This window comes from Mycobacterium sp., from assembly GCF_035506235.1.
Lineage (GTDB): Bacteria > Actinomycetota > Actinomycetes > Mycobacteriales > Mycobacteriaceae > Mycobacterium.
Genome location: NZ_DATJPU010000269.1, coordinates 16,595 through 31,326 on the forward strand (window position 1 = coordinate 16,595; position 14,732 = coordinate 31,326).

General features: G+C 70.4%; 16 protein-coding genes. 12 read left to right on the forward strand and 4 right to left on the reverse strand.

All coding sequences use genetic code 11. The features are described 5' to 3' along the window. The first annotated feature begins 21 nt into the window (after positions 1 to 21). From mshA to regX, 5 genes are all read left to right on the forward strand, one after another. Positions 22 to 1,353, forward strand: coding sequence for a D-inositol-3-phosphate glycosyltransferase (gene mshA, locus VMD50_RS25550; protein WP_325432004.1), 1,332 nt, complete (start codon positions 22 to 24; stop codon positions 1,351 to 1,353). Next, complete coding sequence (locus VMD50_RS25555; RefSeq protein WP_325432006.1) at positions 1,350 to 1,859, forward strand: type III secretion system chaperone family protein; 510 nt, start codon at positions 1,350 to 1,352, stop codon at positions 1,857 to 1,859. The genes mshA and VMD50_RS25555 overlap by 4 nt, the downstream gene beginning before the upstream one ends. 10 nt (positions 1,860 to 1,869) lie before the next feature. After that, positions 1,870 to 2,619 (forward strand): phosphoglyceromutase, encoded by a 750-nt coding sequence (locus VMD50_RS25560; protein ID WP_325432008.1) that lies wholly within the window; start codon positions 1,870 to 1,872, stop codon positions 2,617 to 2,619. A gap of 150 nt (positions 2,620 to 2,769) precedes the next feature. Beyond that, positions 2,770 to 3,990 (forward strand): sensor histidine kinase, encoded by a 1,221-nt coding sequence (locus tag VMD50_RS25565; protein ID WP_325432010.1) that lies wholly within the window; start codon positions 2,770 to 2,772, stop codon positions 3,988 to 3,990. After that, a complete protein-coding gene (gene regX / locus VMD50_RS25570) occupies positions 3,987 to 4,670 on the forward strand; it encodes a two-component sensory transduction protein RegX (RefSeq protein ID WP_066917713.1) in 684 nt (227 codons plus the stop codon). Before VMD50_RS25565 ends, regX begins: the two co-directional genes overlap by 4 nt. Before the next feature lie 85 nt (positions 4,671 to 4,755). On the opposite strand, the gene VMD50_RS25575 is transcribed toward regX, so the two are convergent. Genes VMD50_RS25575 through VMD50_RS25585 form a run of 3 tightly spaced genes read right to left on the reverse strand, consistent with a single transcriptional unit; the run spans position 4,756 to position 7,897 of the window. After that, positions 4,756 to 6,609 (reverse strand): GMC family oxidoreductase, encoded by a 1,854-nt coding sequence (locus VMD50_RS25575; protein WP_325432016.1) that lies wholly within the window; start codon positions 6,607 to 6,609, stop codon positions 4,756 to 4,758. After that, complete coding sequence (locus VMD50_RS25580) at positions 6,606 to 6,935, reverse strand: hypothetical protein (RefSeq protein WP_325432018.1); 330 nt, start codon at positions 6,933 to 6,935, stop codon at positions 6,606 to 6,608. The genes VMD50_RS25575 and VMD50_RS25580 overlap by 4 nt, the downstream gene beginning before the upstream one ends. Then, a complete protein-coding gene (locus VMD50_RS25585; RefSeq protein WP_325432020.1) occupies positions 6,932 to 7,897 on the reverse strand; it encodes a hypothetical protein in 966 nt (321 codons plus the stop codon). The genes VMD50_RS25580 and VMD50_RS25585 overlap by 4 nt, the downstream gene beginning before the upstream one ends. A 40-nt stretch (positions 7,898 to 7,937) precedes the next feature. Between VMD50_RS25585 and VMD50_RS25590 the strand changes: the two genes are divergently transcribed. Further along, the gene (locus VMD50_RS25590) at positions 7,938 to 8,660 is read left to right on the forward strand and encodes a FadR/GntR family transcriptional regulator (RefSeq protein WP_325432022.1); all 723 of its coding nucleotides are present in this window, start codon (positions 7,938 to 7,940) and stop codon (positions 8,658 to 8,660) included. A 15-nt stretch (positions 8,661 to 8,675) separates the two neighbouring features. Here the strand turns inward: VMD50_RS25590 and VMD50_RS25595 are convergent, their stop codons facing one another. Beyond that, positions 8,676 to 9,461, reverse strand: a complete 786-nt coding sequence (locus VMD50_RS25595) for a DUF3109 family protein (protein ID WP_325432024.1) — start codon at positions 9,459 to 9,461, stop codon at positions 8,676 to 8,678. Positions 9,462 to 9,624: 163 nt separating this feature from the next. Here VMD50_RS25595 and VMD50_RS25600 point away from each other — a divergent pair, with 163 nt between their 5' ends. The 6 genes from VMD50_RS25600 to VMD50_RS25625 all read left to right on the forward strand — a co-directional run bounded on the left by VMD50_RS25600 (position 9,625) and on the right by VMD50_RS25625 (position 14,656). After that, positions 9,625 to 10,641, forward strand: coding sequence for a Ppx/GppA family phosphatase (locus tag VMD50_RS25600; protein ID WP_325432026.1), 1,017 nt, complete (start codon positions 9,625 to 9,627; stop codon positions 10,639 to 10,641). Continuing rightward, entirely contained in the window at positions 10,638 to 11,597 is a 960-nt protein-coding gene (locus VMD50_RS25605; protein WP_325432028.1) for a hypothetical protein, read from the forward strand. The genes VMD50_RS25600 and VMD50_RS25605 overlap by 4 nt, the downstream gene beginning before the upstream one ends. 29 nt (positions 11,598 to 11,626) lie before the next feature. After that, positions 11,627 to 12,469: a sugar phosphate isomerase/epimerase family protein gene (locus tag VMD50_RS25610; protein WP_325432030.1), complete on the forward strand. Its 843-nt coding sequence runs from the start codon at positions 11,627 to 11,629 to the stop codon at positions 12,467 to 12,469. Between the two features lie 25 nt (positions 12,470 to 12,494). Next, positions 12,495 to 13,358: a thioesterase family protein gene (locus tag VMD50_RS25615; RefSeq protein ID WP_325432032.1), complete on the forward strand. Its 864-nt coding sequence runs from the start codon at positions 12,495 to 12,497 to the stop codon at positions 13,356 to 13,358. 27 nt (positions 13,359 to 13,385) lie between these two features. Next, a complete protein-coding gene (gene proC / locus VMD50_RS25620) occupies positions 13,386 to 14,258 on the forward strand; it encodes a pyrroline-5-carboxylate reductase (RefSeq protein WP_325432034.1) in 873 nt (290 codons plus the stop codon). A 140-nt stretch (positions 14,259 to 14,398) separates the two neighbouring features. After that, on the forward strand, positions 14,399 to 14,656 hold the full coding sequence (locus tag VMD50_RS25625) for a cell division/environmental response transcriptional regulator (protein ID WP_066966433.1): 258 nt from the start codon (positions 14,399 to 14,401) through the stop codon (positions 14,654 to 14,656). The last annotated feature ends 76 nt before the right edge of the window (positions 14,657 to 14,732 follow it).

Below are 14,732 nucleotides of genomic sequence, written 5' to 3' on the forward strand. Positions count from 1 at the left end.
CGGTGCTGTAAAGATGAAGGAGTGCGGCACGACGACGCTCCCCGGCGCAGCGACCCGCGCCGGGTCGCAGTCTTGGCGGTGCACACCTCGCCCCTGGCCCAGCCGGGGACCGGCGACGCCGGGGGCATGAACGTCTACGTGCTGCAGACCGCGTTGCACCTGGCGCGGCGGGGCATCGAGGTGGAGATCTTCACCCGGGCCACCGCGTCGGCCGATCCGCCGGTCACCCACGTGGCGCCGGGCGTGCTGGTCCGCAACGTGGTGGCGGGGCCGTTCGAGGGCCTGGACAAATACGACCTGCCAACTCAGCTGTGCGCGTTCGCGGCCGCGGTGCTGCGCGCCGAGGCGTCCCACGAACCGGGTCACTACGACATCGTGCACTCCCACTATTGGCTGTCCGGGCAGGTCGGCTGGCTGGCCAGGGACCGCTGGGCGGTGCCGTTGGTGCACACCGCGCACACGCTCGCCGCGGTGAAAAACGCCGCCCTGGCCGACGGGGATGCGCCCGAGCCGCCACTGCGCACGGTGGGGGAGCAGCAGGTCGTCGACGAAGCCGACCGGCTGATCGTCAACACGGATGACGAAGCCACGCAATTGGTTTCGATCCACCACGCCGATCCGGGCCGAATCGACGTGGTCCACCCCGGGGTGGATCTGGACGTGTTCCGTCCGGGCGACCGCCGGGCGGCCCGGGCAGCGCTCGGGCTGCCGCTCGACGGTGACCTGGTGGCCTTCGTCGGGCGGATCCAGCCGCTGAAGGCCCCCGACATCGTGCTGCGCGCCGCGGCCAAACTACCCGGAGTGCGCATCGTGGTGGCCGGGGGCCCGTCGGGCAGCGGCCTGGCCTCCCCGGACGGTCTGGTCCGGTTGGCCGATGACCTCGGCATCTCCGACCGGGTGATGTTCCTGCCGCCGCAGTCCCGCCCCGACCTGGCGACCCTGTTCCAGGCCGCCAATCTTGTTGCGGTGCCCAGTTATTCGGAGTCGTTCGGGCTGGTTGCCGTCGAGGCGCAGGCCTGCGGCACCCCCGTGGCGGCCGCGGCGGTGGGCGGTCTGCCGGTGGCGGTGCGCGACGGGATCTCCGGCACCCTGGTGCCCGGGCATGACGTCGGCGACTGGGCGGATGCCCTGGACCGGCTGCTGCGGCTGCCCGCGCCGCAGGCCGACGCGATGAGCCGCGCGGCCGCCGCGCACGCGGCCACCTTCTCGTGGGAGAACACCACCGACGCGCTGCTGGCCAGCTATCGGCGCGCGATCGGTGACTTCACCGCCTTGCGCCAGCGCCGGTTCCGCGACCGGGCCGCGATGCGCAAGCCCCGGCGCTGGACGACCCGCCGCGGGGTGGGCGCATGAATTCGACCGTGCAGGCCGTGATCGAGCACACGCTGCAGGCCAGCGGGCTGACGTACTCGGAATTCCCCGGGGCGCACGGCGGGCTGCCGGGCCTGGTGGTTGAGCTGCCCGGCGAGCGCAAGCTCAAGACCAACACCATCCTGAGCATCGGCGAGCATTCGGTGCGCGTGGAGGCGTTCGTGTGCCGCAAGCCCGACGAGAACCACGAGGGCGTCTACCGGTTCCTGCTCAGGCGCAATCGGCGCCTGTACGGGGTGGCCTACACGCTGGACAACGCCGGCGACATCTACCTGGTGGGCCGCATGTCGCTGGCGTCGGTCGACGCCGACGAGATCGACCGGGTGCTCGGCCAGGTGCTCGAGGCGGTGGACTCCGACTTCAATACGTTGCTGGAGTTGGGTTTTCGCTCGTCGATCCAAAAAGAGTGGGAGTGGCGGGTGTCCCGCGGGGAGTCGCTGAAGAACCTGCAGGCGTTCGCCCATTTGATCGACGAAGACGACGAATAAGCTAGCCGACATGGGAGACACGGCCACGCTGGTGCTGCTGCGCCACGGCGAGAGCGACTGGAATGCCCTCAACCTGTTCACGGGCTGGGTGGACGTCGATCTGACCGAAAAGGGTCGGGCCGAGGCGGTGCGCAGCGGCGAGCTGCTGGTCGAACACGGCCTGCTGCCCGACGTGCTCTACACTTCGCTGCTGCGACGGGCGATCACCACCGCGCACCTCGCGCTGGACACCGCCGACCGGCTGTGGATCCCGGTGCGGCGCAGCTGGCGGCTCAACGAACGCCACTACGGCGCGCTGCAGGGCCTCAACAAGTCCGACATCAAGGAGCGCTACGGCGAGGAGCAGTTCATGGCGTGGCGGCGCAGCTACGACACGCCACCCCCGCCGATCGAGCCGGGCAGCGAATTCAGCCAGGACGCCGACCCCCGCTACGCCAACATCGGCGGCGGCCCGCTGACGGAATGCCTGGCCGACGTAGTGGCGCGTTTCCTGCCGTATTTCACCGACGTCATCATCCCGGACCTGCGGGCCGGCAAGACCGTGCTGATCGTCGCGCACGGCAACTCGCTGCGCGCCCTGGTCAAGTACCTGGACGGGATGTCCGACGACGAGATCGTCGGGCTCAACATCCCGACCGGGGTTCCGCTGCGCTACGACCTGGATGCCCACCTGCGGCCGGTGCTGCCGGGCGGTACCTACCTCGACCCCGAGGCGGCCGCGGCGGGTGCCGCCGCGGTTGCCGGCCAAGGAAGGGCGTAACCTGGCGCGCGGCCCAGGCGGGGGTTTAAAGGCCTGTTTGCCAAACATCGTGTGAACGGAAGCGGAACACCTGTTGCGTAAGGTGTGACTTGTCCGATTTTGGCCTCGCTGCGCTAGGGCAGCGTTCACCAGATTTGTAGGATTTTGTATGTGACTGTGTTCTCGGCGCTGTTGCTGGCCGGGGTCTTGTCGGTGCTGGCGCTGGCCGTAGGAGTTGCGGTCGGGGCCCGGTTTGCGCCGCGGGCGGTCCAGCGGCGGCAGCAATCCTCCACCGAATGGACGGGGATCACGGTCGCGCAGATGCTGCAACGCATCGTCGCGCTGATGCCGCTGGGCGCCGCGGTGGTGGATTCGCACCGCGACGTCGTCTATCTCAACGAACGGGCCAAGGAATTGGGCCTGGTGCGCGATCGTCAGCTCGACAACCAGGCCTGGCAGGCCGCACAGCAGGCGCTCACCGGCGTCGACGTCGAGTTCGATCTGCGGCCGGCGAAACGCGGCCCCGGCCGGTCCGGGCTCTCGGTGCACGGCCAGGCGCGGCTGCTGAGCGAAGAGGACCGCCGGTTCGCCGTGGTGTTCGTCCACGACCAGTCCGACTATGCCCGCATGGAGGCGACCCGGCGCGATTTCGTGGCCAACGTCAGCCACGAGCTCAAGACCCCGGTGGGAGCCATGGCCCTGCTGGCCGAGGCGCTGCTGGCTTCCGCGGATGACTCCGAAACCGTCCGCCGCTTCGCCGAGAAGGTCCTCGTCGAGGCCAACCGGCTGGGGGACATGGTTGCCGAGCTGATCGAGCTGTCCCGGCTGCAGGGCGCCGAGCGGTTGCCCAACGTGACCGAGGTCGAGGTGGACACCGTTGTCTCCGAAGCGATTTCGCGCCACAAGGTGGCCGCCGACAACGCCGATATCGCGGTCCGCACCGACGCGCCCAGCGGCCTGCGGGTGCTTGGCGACGAAGGGCTGCTGGTGACCGCCCTGGCCAACCTGGTATCCAACGCGATCGCCTATTCGCCCCCGGGCTCGCCGGTGTCGATCAGCCGCCGCCGCCGGGGCGACAACATTGAGATCGCCGTGACCGACCGCGGCATCGGGATCCCCCTGGAAGACCAGGAGCGGGTCTTCGAGCGATTCTTCCGAGGGGACAAGGCGCGGTCACGGGCCACCGGCGGCAGCGGGCTGGGCCTGGCCATCGTCAAACACGTTGCGGCCAACCACAACGGCAGCATCGGCGTGTGGAGCAAGCCGGGAACCGGGTCGACGTTCACCCTGTCGATTCCGGCGTACAAGGACAGCGACGACGAACCCGGGCAACCGCTTGGCCGTGAGGTGCGGCCCAACAGGTCACAACGAGAGGAAGAACTGAGTAGATGACCAGTGTCTTGATCGTGGAGGACGAGGAGTCGCTGGCCGATCCGCTGGCATTCCTGTTGCGCAAGGAGGGCTTCGAGGCCACTGTGATGACCGACGGCCCCGCCGCGCTCGCGGAGTTCGATCGCGCCGGCGCCGACATCGTGCTGCTCGACTTGATGCTGCCGGGCATGTCGGGCACCGACGTGTGCAAGCAGCTGCGGGCCCGTTCCAGCGTGCCGGTGATCATGGTGACCGCGCGCGACAGCGAAATCGACAAGGTGGTCGGCCTCGAGCTGGGTGCGGACGACTATGTCACGAAGCCCTATTCGGCGCGTGAGCTGATCGCCCGGATCCGTGCGGTGCTGCGCCGGGGCGGCGACGACGACTCCGAGATCAGCGACGGCGTGCTGGAGTCCGGGCCGGTCCGGATGGACGTCGAGCGCCACGTCGTCTCGGTCAACGGCGACACGATCACGTTGCCGCTCAAGGAATTCGACCTCCTCGAATACCTGATGCGCAACAGCGGGCGGGTGCTGACCCGCGGCCAGCTGATCGACCGGGTCTGGGGTGCCGATTACGTCGGTGACACCAAGACACTCGACGTTCACGTCAAGCGGCTGCGGTCCAAGATCGAGGCGGACCCGGCCAACCCCGTGCACCTGGTGACGGTGCGGGGATTGGGTTACAAGCTCGAGGGCTGAACCGGGCTGTCAAGGCCGGCGAGTGTGACGCCAGGGCGGGGACTGTGCGTTCAGGGCGCCCTGGACGCACACTCGATGCCCAGGATCAACGGGCGGCGACGATCTCGTCGCCCACGCCCAGCGCCAGCGCCATGATCGACAGCTGCGGGTTCACCTCCGGGCAGCTGGGGAGGATCGACGCGTCGGCGACCCACACGCCGTCGGCGCCGCGCAGCCGTCCGGTCTCGTCGACGGGACAAAGCTGCTCGTCGGCGCCCGCGGCCGCCGTGCCCGTCGGGTGGAAGGCGGCCAAATGCAGGCTTTTGGGGTCGCTTCGGCTCAGCGCATCCCGCAGCGCGGGCAGCGACGTCACCGTCATCGCGTCCGGCAAACCGGTGAGCACCTCGACGGCGCCCGCGGCGAACAGCAGCCGGCCCATGGCCTCGATCGCCACCCTCAGCTTGGCGACGTCGGCCCGCGCGATGTTGTAGCGCACCAGCGTCTCGCCCCGAAGCGAGGACACCGAGCCGACGCCCCGGTCGGCCACCATGGCGCCGAACGTCGCGACCCGGGCCGCACGGTCGAGCCAGCCGAGCAGCTCGGTGCCGTAGCCGGGAAAGACCATCGAACCCATCCCCGGCGGCGTGGAGGTCGCTTCGATCAGCACGCCCTCGGACTCGTGGAACTCGTGGACCGCCGCGCTTTGCAGCACGCCGTGCCAGGCGACGACGTCGTCGTCGAATCGACCGGCCAGCATCGTGGCCGGATGCAGCGCGAGGTTACGGCCGAGGCGCGGGTGCGCGCCAAATCCGCTGCGCCGCAACAGCCCCGGAGTCTCGGTGGCGCCCGCGGCGACGATGACCGTGTCGGCAAGGACGTCCAGGGCGGTGCCGTCGGGCCGGCGGGCCCGCACGCCGCGGGCCCGTCCGTTCCGGTGCAGCACCCGCTCGACGCGGGCCTGCGAGATGATCCGCGCCCCGGCCGCACACGCCTGCGGCAACGCGTTGAGGTGCACGCCGAACTTGGCGTTGCGCGGGCAGCCGATCGCGCACTGGCAGCAGCCTTCGCAGCCCGGCGCGTTGCGCGGGATGGGCGCCGCCCGCCAGCCCAGCGTCGCGGCGGCATCCAGCAGCAGCCGCCCGTTGCGCCCCATGATCTGCAGCGGGACCGGCGCCACCCGCAGGGTGCGTTCCACGTCGTCCAGGCGCTCGGCCAGGCGGTCCGGATCGGCCACGCCGAGGCCGAAACCGTCACGCCAGCGCCGCATCACGGCGGGCGGCGGCCGGTAACAGGTGCCGGAGTTCACCACGGTGGTGCCTCCGACCGCGCGCCCGATCGGCAGCACCACCGACGGGCGCCCCAGCGCAACGGTGGCCCCCGCACCCCGGTACAGCCCGGCGTAGCGGTCGATGGGGTGAGTAGTGCGGAATTCCCCGACCGTCCAGCGCCGCCCCTCCTCGAGCACGACGGTGTGCAGGCCGGCCCGCGCCAGGGTGCGGGCCACCATCGCCCCGCCGGCGCCGGACCCCACGATGACCGCGTCGGCGGTGACGACGGAGCCGCTCTCGGCCGAGGCCGTCACGGTCAGGGGCGCGTCCGGGCGCGCCACGCCGTGTTCCTGAGCGCGCGAAAGCAGTTCGGGCGCATAGGTTTCGGCGCCGTTGGCCAGCAACACGATCGCCTTCATGGCTTCGACGGCCGCGCCGGCGTCCGGGCTGAGCGCGGCGACCCGCCGCAGCACCCGGTCCCGCCGGCCGGGGCTGAGCCGCGGCAGGGAGCGGCCGGTGGTCAGGTAACTCGCCGCGACCAGCGAGAGGAACCCGGCCCGCACGGCCGCCCGTGATGTCGCGGGCAGCTGACCCAGGTAGCGGTCGACGCGGGCGACGAGCTCCGCCGGTGCCGGGCCGCCGTGCTCCTCGGGGAGCAGCGCGGCGCCGAACGACGCGGCGAGACGGCTCATAGGAAACGTCCGACCCGGCGCCCCAGCTTGATGAAGAACGGATAGGTCGCGAAGATGGCGCCCGCCGCCGCGTGCAGCGGCCAGCCCGCCTTCGCCGTGTCGACGCCGAAAACGCCGCTGTTCCACATGAAGTCGCGCCCGTTCTGGGCGCGGAAGGGCCGCCACAGCACGCCGAGGCCGGGCACGTTGTTGTAGAGCCCGAACGACCCGCCGAAGAAGACGCCGAGCGTGGCGGCCTCGGCGACATCCCGGCGGTCCGAGGGCAGCCGCCGCTCGATGAGCACTCCGGCGGCGAACAGCAGCGGCGGGTCGAGGGCAAAGCTCACGACGGGATCCTCTCGTTGATTTCGGGCGCCCCGGCACCGCGCAGGCCGACTTCGGCATGCCCGGTTCCCAGCACCGACCAGTGCCGGTCGTCGATGTCGACGTGGATGTCGGCCTGCTCGGTGTTCGTGCAGACGGCGCGGCCGCCGTCGGGGTCGGTGTATCCCAGGCTCACGCACCTCTCCGGAGGCTGGTCGACCCGGATGAGCACCTGGCGGCCGCCGATGCGCCCCTCCAACTGCCAGTGCCGCAGGCCCAGCGTCGTTTTCATCCGCAGCGACGGCAAAGGGCTTGCGGGCCAATCCTTTCCGTCGACGCGAAAGCGAACGAACGCCATCGGCGCCAGCCTGCGCAGCCCCGGATTATTGGAGACCGCCGCAACGACTTCCATGACGTCGCCGCCGCCGAGGTCGGCGTGGATCCAACCCCAGCGCCTGGCGTTGCCGTGGCCGTAGATGTGGGCGACGCCGCCGCGCCACCCCTCGATGGGCGCGGCGGCATCGGCTTGAAATTTCGAGGTCAGCGTGCCGGTGAAATCGGCGGTGGGGGCGATGACCACCTGGGCGCCCGGCAGCAACTCGCGCTCCCACGCCGCCCGGGGAAACGTCCACAGCGGCGTGCCGGCGTCCTTCCAGGACAGGTCCCACGCGAGCGATCCGGCGCGCCCGGCCAGCTTTTCCGAGGCCACGCGCACCCCCGCCCCGTCGAACCAGGCGGTGCCCGACGCCGGCGCGGTGGGCTCGGGCCCGAACCGCTCGGTGCGCGGCGGGCCGTCGGGCGCGAACCAGGTCGCCCAGCCGTGCGCGTAGGGGGCGTCCGCGGCATGCGACGGGGCCACCGTCTCACAGTGGATCCACAGCCCGGCGCGCGTCAGCGGATCCGACAGGGTCGCATACCAGACCTCCAGCCGGCCGGCCTTGCCCCGCCAGCGTGGGGCGCAGGCCGATCGCAGCTCGTCGTCCATGTGCTCACCTCCCGGTCGGTCCACTATATTGGTTGAGCCAATGAACCAGTCAAGTGCGCTGCAGCCGCCCGATCGCCAGCGGGTCGACGAACAGATCGCCGCCTCGATCGCCGACGCCGTCCTCGATGGCGCCTTCCCGCCCGGCTCGACCCTGCCGCCCGAACGGGAGCTGGCCGAGCAGCTCGGCGTCAACCGCACGTCGCTGCGCCAGGGGCTGGCCCGCCTGCAGCAGATGGGCCTCATCGAGGCCCGGCATGGCAGCGGCAACGTGGTGTGCGACCCCGAGGCGCTCACGCATCCCGCCGTCGTCGAGGCGTTGGTCCGCAAACTCGGCCCCGAGTTCCTGGCCGAACTGCTGGAGATCCGGGCGGCGCTGGGCCCGATGATCGGCCGGCTGGCGGCCCAACGCAGCACGCCGGAGGACGCCGAGTCGTTGCGCGCCGCGCTTACGGCGGTGCGCGGGGCCGACGGCTCGGCGGCGCGCCAGGCCGGCGACCTCGACTACTTCAGGGTGCTCATCCACAGCACCCGCAACCGCGCGCTCGGCTTGCTGTATCGCTGGGTCGAGCACGCGTTCGGCGGCCGCGAGCACGAGCTCACCGGGGCCTACGATGACGCCGCCGCCGTGCTGGCCGACCTGCGGGCGATCACCGACGCCGTGCTGGCGCGCGACGCGGACGCGGCGGCCGCCGCGGTCGAGGGCTACCTCAACGCCAGTGCCCTGCGAATGGTGTTGTCCTACAAGAAAACCCGGGCCACCTGAAAGTGCGAGGCCGCGCTATTCGGCGATCCGGGTGGCCGGGTGCACGGCGATTAGCCCTAACTTGCTGCGCCGTTTGCACATCGCCGCGAGCTCGGCGTAGGCCTTCGCGCCGAGCAGCTCGGTGAGCTCGTCGGCCATGCTCTCCCACACCTGCCTGGCGCCGACGTGGGCGGCCGGGTCGCCGGTGCAGTACCAGTGCAGGTCCGCACCGCCCGAGCCCCAGCCGCGGCGATCGAATTCGGTGACGGTGGTCTTGAGGATCTCGGTCCCGTCGGGCCGGGTCACCCATTCCTGGCTGCGCCGGATCGGCAACTGCCAGCAGACATCGGGCTTCATGGTCAGCGGGGCCAGGCCCAGCTTGAGGGCCTTGGTGTGCAGTGCGCATCCGGCGCCGGCGGCGAAGCCGGGCCGGTTGAGGAAGATGCAGGCGTCCTTGTATTTGCGCGTGCGGTATTGCGGCTGGCCGTCGTGCTCGTCGAGCTCCAGGTAACCCTTGCGGCCCAAGCCCTTTTCCCGGAACTGCCAATCGTCGTCGGTCAGCGTCTTGACCGCATCGTCGAGCCGGGCGCGGTCGTCGTCGTCGGACAGGAACGCGCCGTGCGAGCAACACCCGTCGTCCGGCCGGCCCGCGACCGTGCCCCGGCACGCGGGAGTGCCGAAGACGCACGTCCAGCGGGAGAGCAGCCAGGTGAGGTCGGCCGCGATCAGGTGCTCGGGATTGTCCGGGTCGTAAAACTCCACCCATTCACGGGCGAAGTCCAACTCGACCTCTTGCCCCGGTTCCGGGTGCGAATTCGCCACGTCGCCAACGTTAGACCACGATTCCGGCTGCCTGGCGCTTTGACGCGAGAGGACTCGTCAGCAGGTCGCAACGCGCCCTGTGCCGTCGCCCGGCAGCGCCGATGGCCGGCCTCCTTCTCGCGCCGCGTCGCGGCGCGCATCGTCGCCCGGCTAGGTTGTTGCTGTGCGGTTAGGCGTGCTCGACGTGGGCAGCAACACGGTTCATCTGTTGGTGGTTGATGCCCACCGCGGTGGGCATCCCACGCCCATGAGTTCGACCAAGGCCACGCTGCGGCTCTCCGAGTCGATCGACAGCTCGGGGAAGATCACCAAGCGCGGCGCCGACAAGCTGGTTTCCACCATCAAAGAGTTCGCCAAGATCGCGGACAGCTCCGGCTGCAAGGAGCTGATGGCCTTCGCCACCTCGGCGGTCCGGGACGCCGAGAATTCCGACGACGTCCTGTCCCGGGTGCGCAAAGAAGCCGGCGTCGAACTCGAGGTGCTGACCGGGGTCGACGAGTCGCGGCTGACCTTCCTCGCTGTGCGCCGGTGGTACGGGTGGAGCGCCGGGCGCATCATCAACCTGGACATCGGCGGCGGCTCGCTGGAATTGTCCAGCGGCGTCGACGAGGAGCCCGACGTCGCGTTGTCGTTGCCGCTGGGTGCGGGGCGATTGACCCGGGAATGGCTGCCCGACGATCCGCCCGGGCGCCGCCGGGTGGCGATGCTGCGGGACTGGCTGGACGCCGAGCTGGCGGAGGCCGCCGTGACGGTGCTCGAGGCCGGCGCCCCCGACCTTGCGGTCGCCACGTCGAAGACGTTCCGTTCGCTGGCACGGCTGACCGGGGCGGCGCCGTCGGCGGCCGGGCCGCGGGTCAAGCGGACGCTGACCGAAAACGGCCTCAGGCAACTCATAGCTTTCATCTCTAGGATGACCACCGCTGACCGGGCCGAATTGGAAGGAGTGAGTGCCGAGCGGGCACCGCAGATCGTGGCGGGCGCGCTGGTGGCGGAGGCAAGTATGCGAGCGCTGTCGATCGAAGCGGTGGATCTCTGCCCGTGGGCATTACGGGAAGGTCTCATCTTGCGCAAACTCGACAGCGAAGCCGATGGAACTGCGCTCTTCGACAGTTCGGTGCGCGATGCTGGAGGTCAGAAAGCTGATCGGAACGCGAACCGATCGAGAGGCGACAAATCATGACCGGACCACACTCCGAGACCGAGAGCCCCGGCACCCGGCCGATCTCGGTGGCCGAATTGCTGGCCAGGAATGGGACGGTCGGCGCCCCGGCGGTCACCCGGCGGCGCCGCCGTCGGCGCGGCGACAGCGACGCGGTCACGGTCGCCGAGCTCACCGGTGAGATTCCGGCCATCCGTGACGACGACCACCACGTAACCGACGAGGCCGCCACCGGGACGATCCAGGTCGCCGAGCCGGCCACCGAGCAGGCCGCCGAGGACCGGCGCACGACCGCGTACTGGTCCGAACCCGAGCCCCGCTGGCCCAAGTCACCCCCCCAACCCAAACGTTTGTCGGGCCCGGAGCGCAGCGCCTACCCGCGGCCCCTGCCGCACGCCGAGGCCCCCGTCGATGCCGCCCAGTCCGGCGCCGAGGACATGAGCCCGGACCCGCTGGACCATTACGCCGACCTCCCCGTGGACGTGACGGACTCCGAGGTGCTCGACGCCGAATCCGAGTCCGAGGATTCGGCCTTCGTCCGCTCCTTCTTGTCGGATTCCACGCTGTTCGGCGGGCAGACGCTCGCCGACGAGGTGGCCCGGCGGCGCGGCGCGGAGCCTCCCGCGGACTCGCTGACGGAAGAGCTCGACGACGACCACCTCGGCATCGGCGAGCGCGCCGACACGGAGTTGCACGAGGGGCCCGGCCGGCTCGAGGCGCTGTGGCGCGGCTGCCTGGTCGTGCTGCAGTCGATCCTGGCCGTCGCGTTCGGCGCCGGGCTGTTCGTCGCGTTCGACGAGCTGTGGCGCTGGAACAGCATCGTGGCATTGGTGCTGTCGGTGCTGGTCATCCTCGGCCTGGTGGTGGGGGTCCGCGTGGTGCGCAAAACCGAGGACATCGCGAGCACGTTGATCGCCGTTGCGGTTGGGGCGCTGATCACCCTGGGGCCGTTGGCCCTGTCGTTGCAGTCGGGCTAGCCGGATCCATTCAGAGCTCACACAGACCATTGCGCCCAGCAATCAAAGTCGGCCTGTCGACGGCCTCGGTGTATCCACTGCGCGCCGAGGCCGCCTTCGAGTATGCGGCCAGGCTCGGCTACGACGGGGTCGAGCTGATGGTGTGGAGCGAGTCGGTCAGCCAGGACATCGACGCCGTCAAGAAGCTGTCGCGGCGCTATCGCGTCCCGGTGCTGTCCGTCCACGCGCCCTGCCTGCTGATCTCGCAGCGGGTGTGGGGCGCCAACCCGATTCCCAAGCTGGACCGCAGCGTGCGCGCCGCCGAACAGCTCGACGCGCAGACCGTCGTCGTGCATCCGCCGTTTCGCTGGCAACGTCGCTATGCCGAGGGGTTCAGCGACCAGGTCGCGGCCCTGGAAGCGTCCAGCGACGTAAAAGTCGCCGTGGAGAACATGTTCCCGTTCCGGGCGGACCGGTTCTTCGGGTCCGGCCAGTCCCGGGAACGGATGCGCAAGCGCGGCGGCGGACCGGGGCCGGCGATCTCGGCGTTCTCACCGTCCTACGACCCGTTGGACGGCGACCACGCGCACTACACGCTCGACCTGTCCCACACGGCGACCGCGGGCACGGACTCGCTGGACATGGCCCAGCGGATGGGCGAGGGCCTGACCCACCTGCACCTCTGCGACGGCAGCGGCCTGCCCGCCGACGAGCACCTGGTGCCGGGGCGCGGCACCCAACCCACCGCCGAGGTGTGCCAGCTGCTGGCCGGCGGCCGCTTCGCCGGCCACGTGATCCTCGAGGTGTCCACGTCGAGCGCGCGCAGCGCCAGTGAGCGCGAAAGCATGCTGGCCGAATCGTTGCAGTTCGCGCGCACACACCTGCTGCGCTGACAGCCCCCGAAGACCCAGGAGAACCTTGAACGCGTTGTTCACCGCCGCAATGACCTTGCGGGAGGTCGGCTCGGGCGTGCATGACGGCGTCTTTGAGGGCGAGCTCGACAAGCACTGGACCATCGGGCCCAAGGTGCACGGTGGGGCGATGCTGGCGCTGTGCGCCAACGCCGCGCGCACCGCGTGCGGCGGGCAACCGGACGGGCCCGGGCCGGTCCTGGAACCGGTCGCCGTATCGGCGAGCTTCCTGTGGGCGCCCGATCCGGGGCCGATGCGGCTGGTGACCTCCTTCCGCAAGCGCGGCCGCCGGATCAGCGTCGTCGATGTCGAGCTCATGCAGGGCGAGCGCACCGCCGTGCACGCCGTGGTCAACCTCGGGCAGCCGGAGCACTATCCCCCTTGTGGCGCCTCCGGCGCCGCAGCCACGCCGCTGCTGTCGGCGAACCCGGTCGCCGACCTGATGGCACCCGAACCGCCCGACGACGCCGAGCCCATCGGGCCCGGCCACCCCTTGGCCGGGCTGGTGCACCTGGGCGAGGGCTGCGACGTGCGACCGCTGCTGTCGACGATGCGGCCCAGCAACGGGCACCCGCCGATGATCCAGATGTGGGCGCGCCCCCGGGGCGTGGCCCCCGACGCGTTGTTCGCGCTCATGTGCGGCGACCTGTCGGCGCCGGTGACCTTCGCCGTGGACCGCACGGGGTGGGCGCCCACGATCCAGCTGACGGCCTTCCTGCGCGCCCTGCCGGCCGACGGCTGGTTGCGGATCATCGCGACCTGCATGGAGATCGGCCACGACTGGTTCGACGAGGACCACATCGTCGTCGATCACCTGGGCCGCCTGGTGGTGCAGGCACGGCAGCTGGCGATGGTGCCCGCCGCTCGCTGACGGGCGGTGTCTGGAATGCTTTCCGGCATGGCACGAATCGCGATCATCGGCGGCGGCAGCATCGGCGAGGCATTGCTGTCGGGCCTGCTGCGCGCGGGCCGGCAGGTCAAAGACCTGGTGGTGGCCGAACGGATGCCCGAGCGCGCCGAGTACCTGGCGGAGACCTATTCGGTGCGCGTGGCATCGGTTAGCGACGCGGTGGACAACGCGACGTTCGTCGTCGTGGCGGTGAAGCCCGCCGACATCGAGACCGTGATGGGGGAGTTGGCCCGCGCCGCCGCCGAAGCCGAGACCGACAGCGCCGAACAGGTTTTCGTCACCGTCGCGGCGGGCATCACGATCGGCTACTTCGAATCCAGGCTGCCGGCCGGAACCCCGGTGGTCCGGGCGATGCCCAACGCCGCGGCGTTGGTGGGCGCGGGGGTGACCGCGCTGGCCAAGGGCCGCTTCGTCACCGAACCACAGCTGGAAGAGGTCTCGGCCCTGTTCGACTCGGTCGGCGGGGTGCTGACCGTCCCGGAATCCCAGATGGACGCCGTGACGGCATTGTCGGGATCCGGTCCGGCCTATTTTTTCTTGATGGTCGAGGCGCTGGTGGACGCCGGCGTCGCCGCGGGTCTGAGCCGCCAGGTCGCCACCGACCTGACGGCGCAGACGATGGCCGGCTCGGCGGCGATGCTGCTCGAACGGATGGATTCCGACCCATCGGCCGGGCGGGAGGCGCTGGGGGTGCGCGCGGACGCCACTGCCGCACAGCTGCGGGCGACGGTCACCTCGCCCGGCGGCACCACCGCCGCCGCGCTGCGCGAACTGGAACGAGGCGGTTTGCGGGTGGCCGTCGACGCGGCCGTTCAGGCCGCGAAAAGGCGCTCTGAGCAGCTAAGAATTACATCCGAATAATTCGAGATTTCCGGACGGATTGTCCCTCACCAGTACCATTAACCCCACTAGTCCCGCTATTCTCCTCATTGTATGCACGTGTGGGTGCCAGCGGAGGGGAAGCCGCTGGCATTGCGCGAGCCTGACACGATTGGGTTGCGATGACGTCTACGAACGGGCCATCGGCACGAGATTCCGCTGGTAAGGGGCGGGACTCCGGTTCCGGCGATGGCCAGCAGGCCAGGACACAATTTCTCACCGTCGCGGAGGTGGCAGCACTGATGCGCGTCTCCAAGATGACGGTGTACCGGTTGGTGCACAACGGCGAGCTGCCCGCGGTTCGGGTCGGGCGGTCCTTCCGGGTGCACGCCAAGGCCGTCCACGACATGCTGGAGACTTCGTACTTCGACGCGGGCTGACCTACTACCTGCCGCGCCGGGCGCCGGCGGGTCGTCACGCGCCGCCGGTTTGGTGTTCCACGCTGACAGCCGGGTA

Coding starts and splice junctions, on each gene's coding strand:
- VMD50_RS25625 (WP_066966433.1), top strand. CDS start 14,399: ATGACGTCTACGAACGGGCCATCGGCACGAGATTCCGCTGGTAAGGGG.
- VMD50_RS25590 (WP_325432022.1), top strand. CDS start 7,938: ATGAACCAGTCAAGTGCGCTGCAGCCGCCCGATCGCCAGCGGGTCGAC.
- VMD50_RS25605 (WP_325432028.1), top strand. CDS start 10,638: ATGACCGGACCACACTCCGAGACCGAGAGCCCCGGCACCCGGCCGATC.
- regX (WP_066917713.1), top strand. CDS start 3,987: ATGACCAGTGTCTTGATCGTGGAGGACGAGGAGTCGCTGGCCGATCCG.
- VMD50_RS25585 (WP_325432020.1), bottom strand. CDS start 7,897: ATGGACGACGAGCTGCGATCGGCCTGCGCCCCACGCTGGCGGGGCAAG.
- VMD50_RS25560 (WP_325432008.1), top strand. CDS start 1,870: ATGGGAGACACGGCCACGCTGGTGCTGCTGCGCCACGGCGAGAGCGAC.
- proC (WP_325432034.1), top strand. CDS start 13,386: ATGGCACGAATCGCGATCATCGGCGGCGGCAGCATCGGCGAGGCATTG.
- VMD50_RS25555 (WP_325432006.1), top strand. CDS start 1,350: ATGAATTCGACCGTGCAGGCCGTGATCGAGCACACGCTGCAGGCCAGC.
- VMD50_RS25575 (WP_325432016.1), bottom strand. CDS start 6,609: ATGAGCCGTCTCGCCGCGTCGTTCGGCGCCGCGCTGCTCCCCGAGGAG.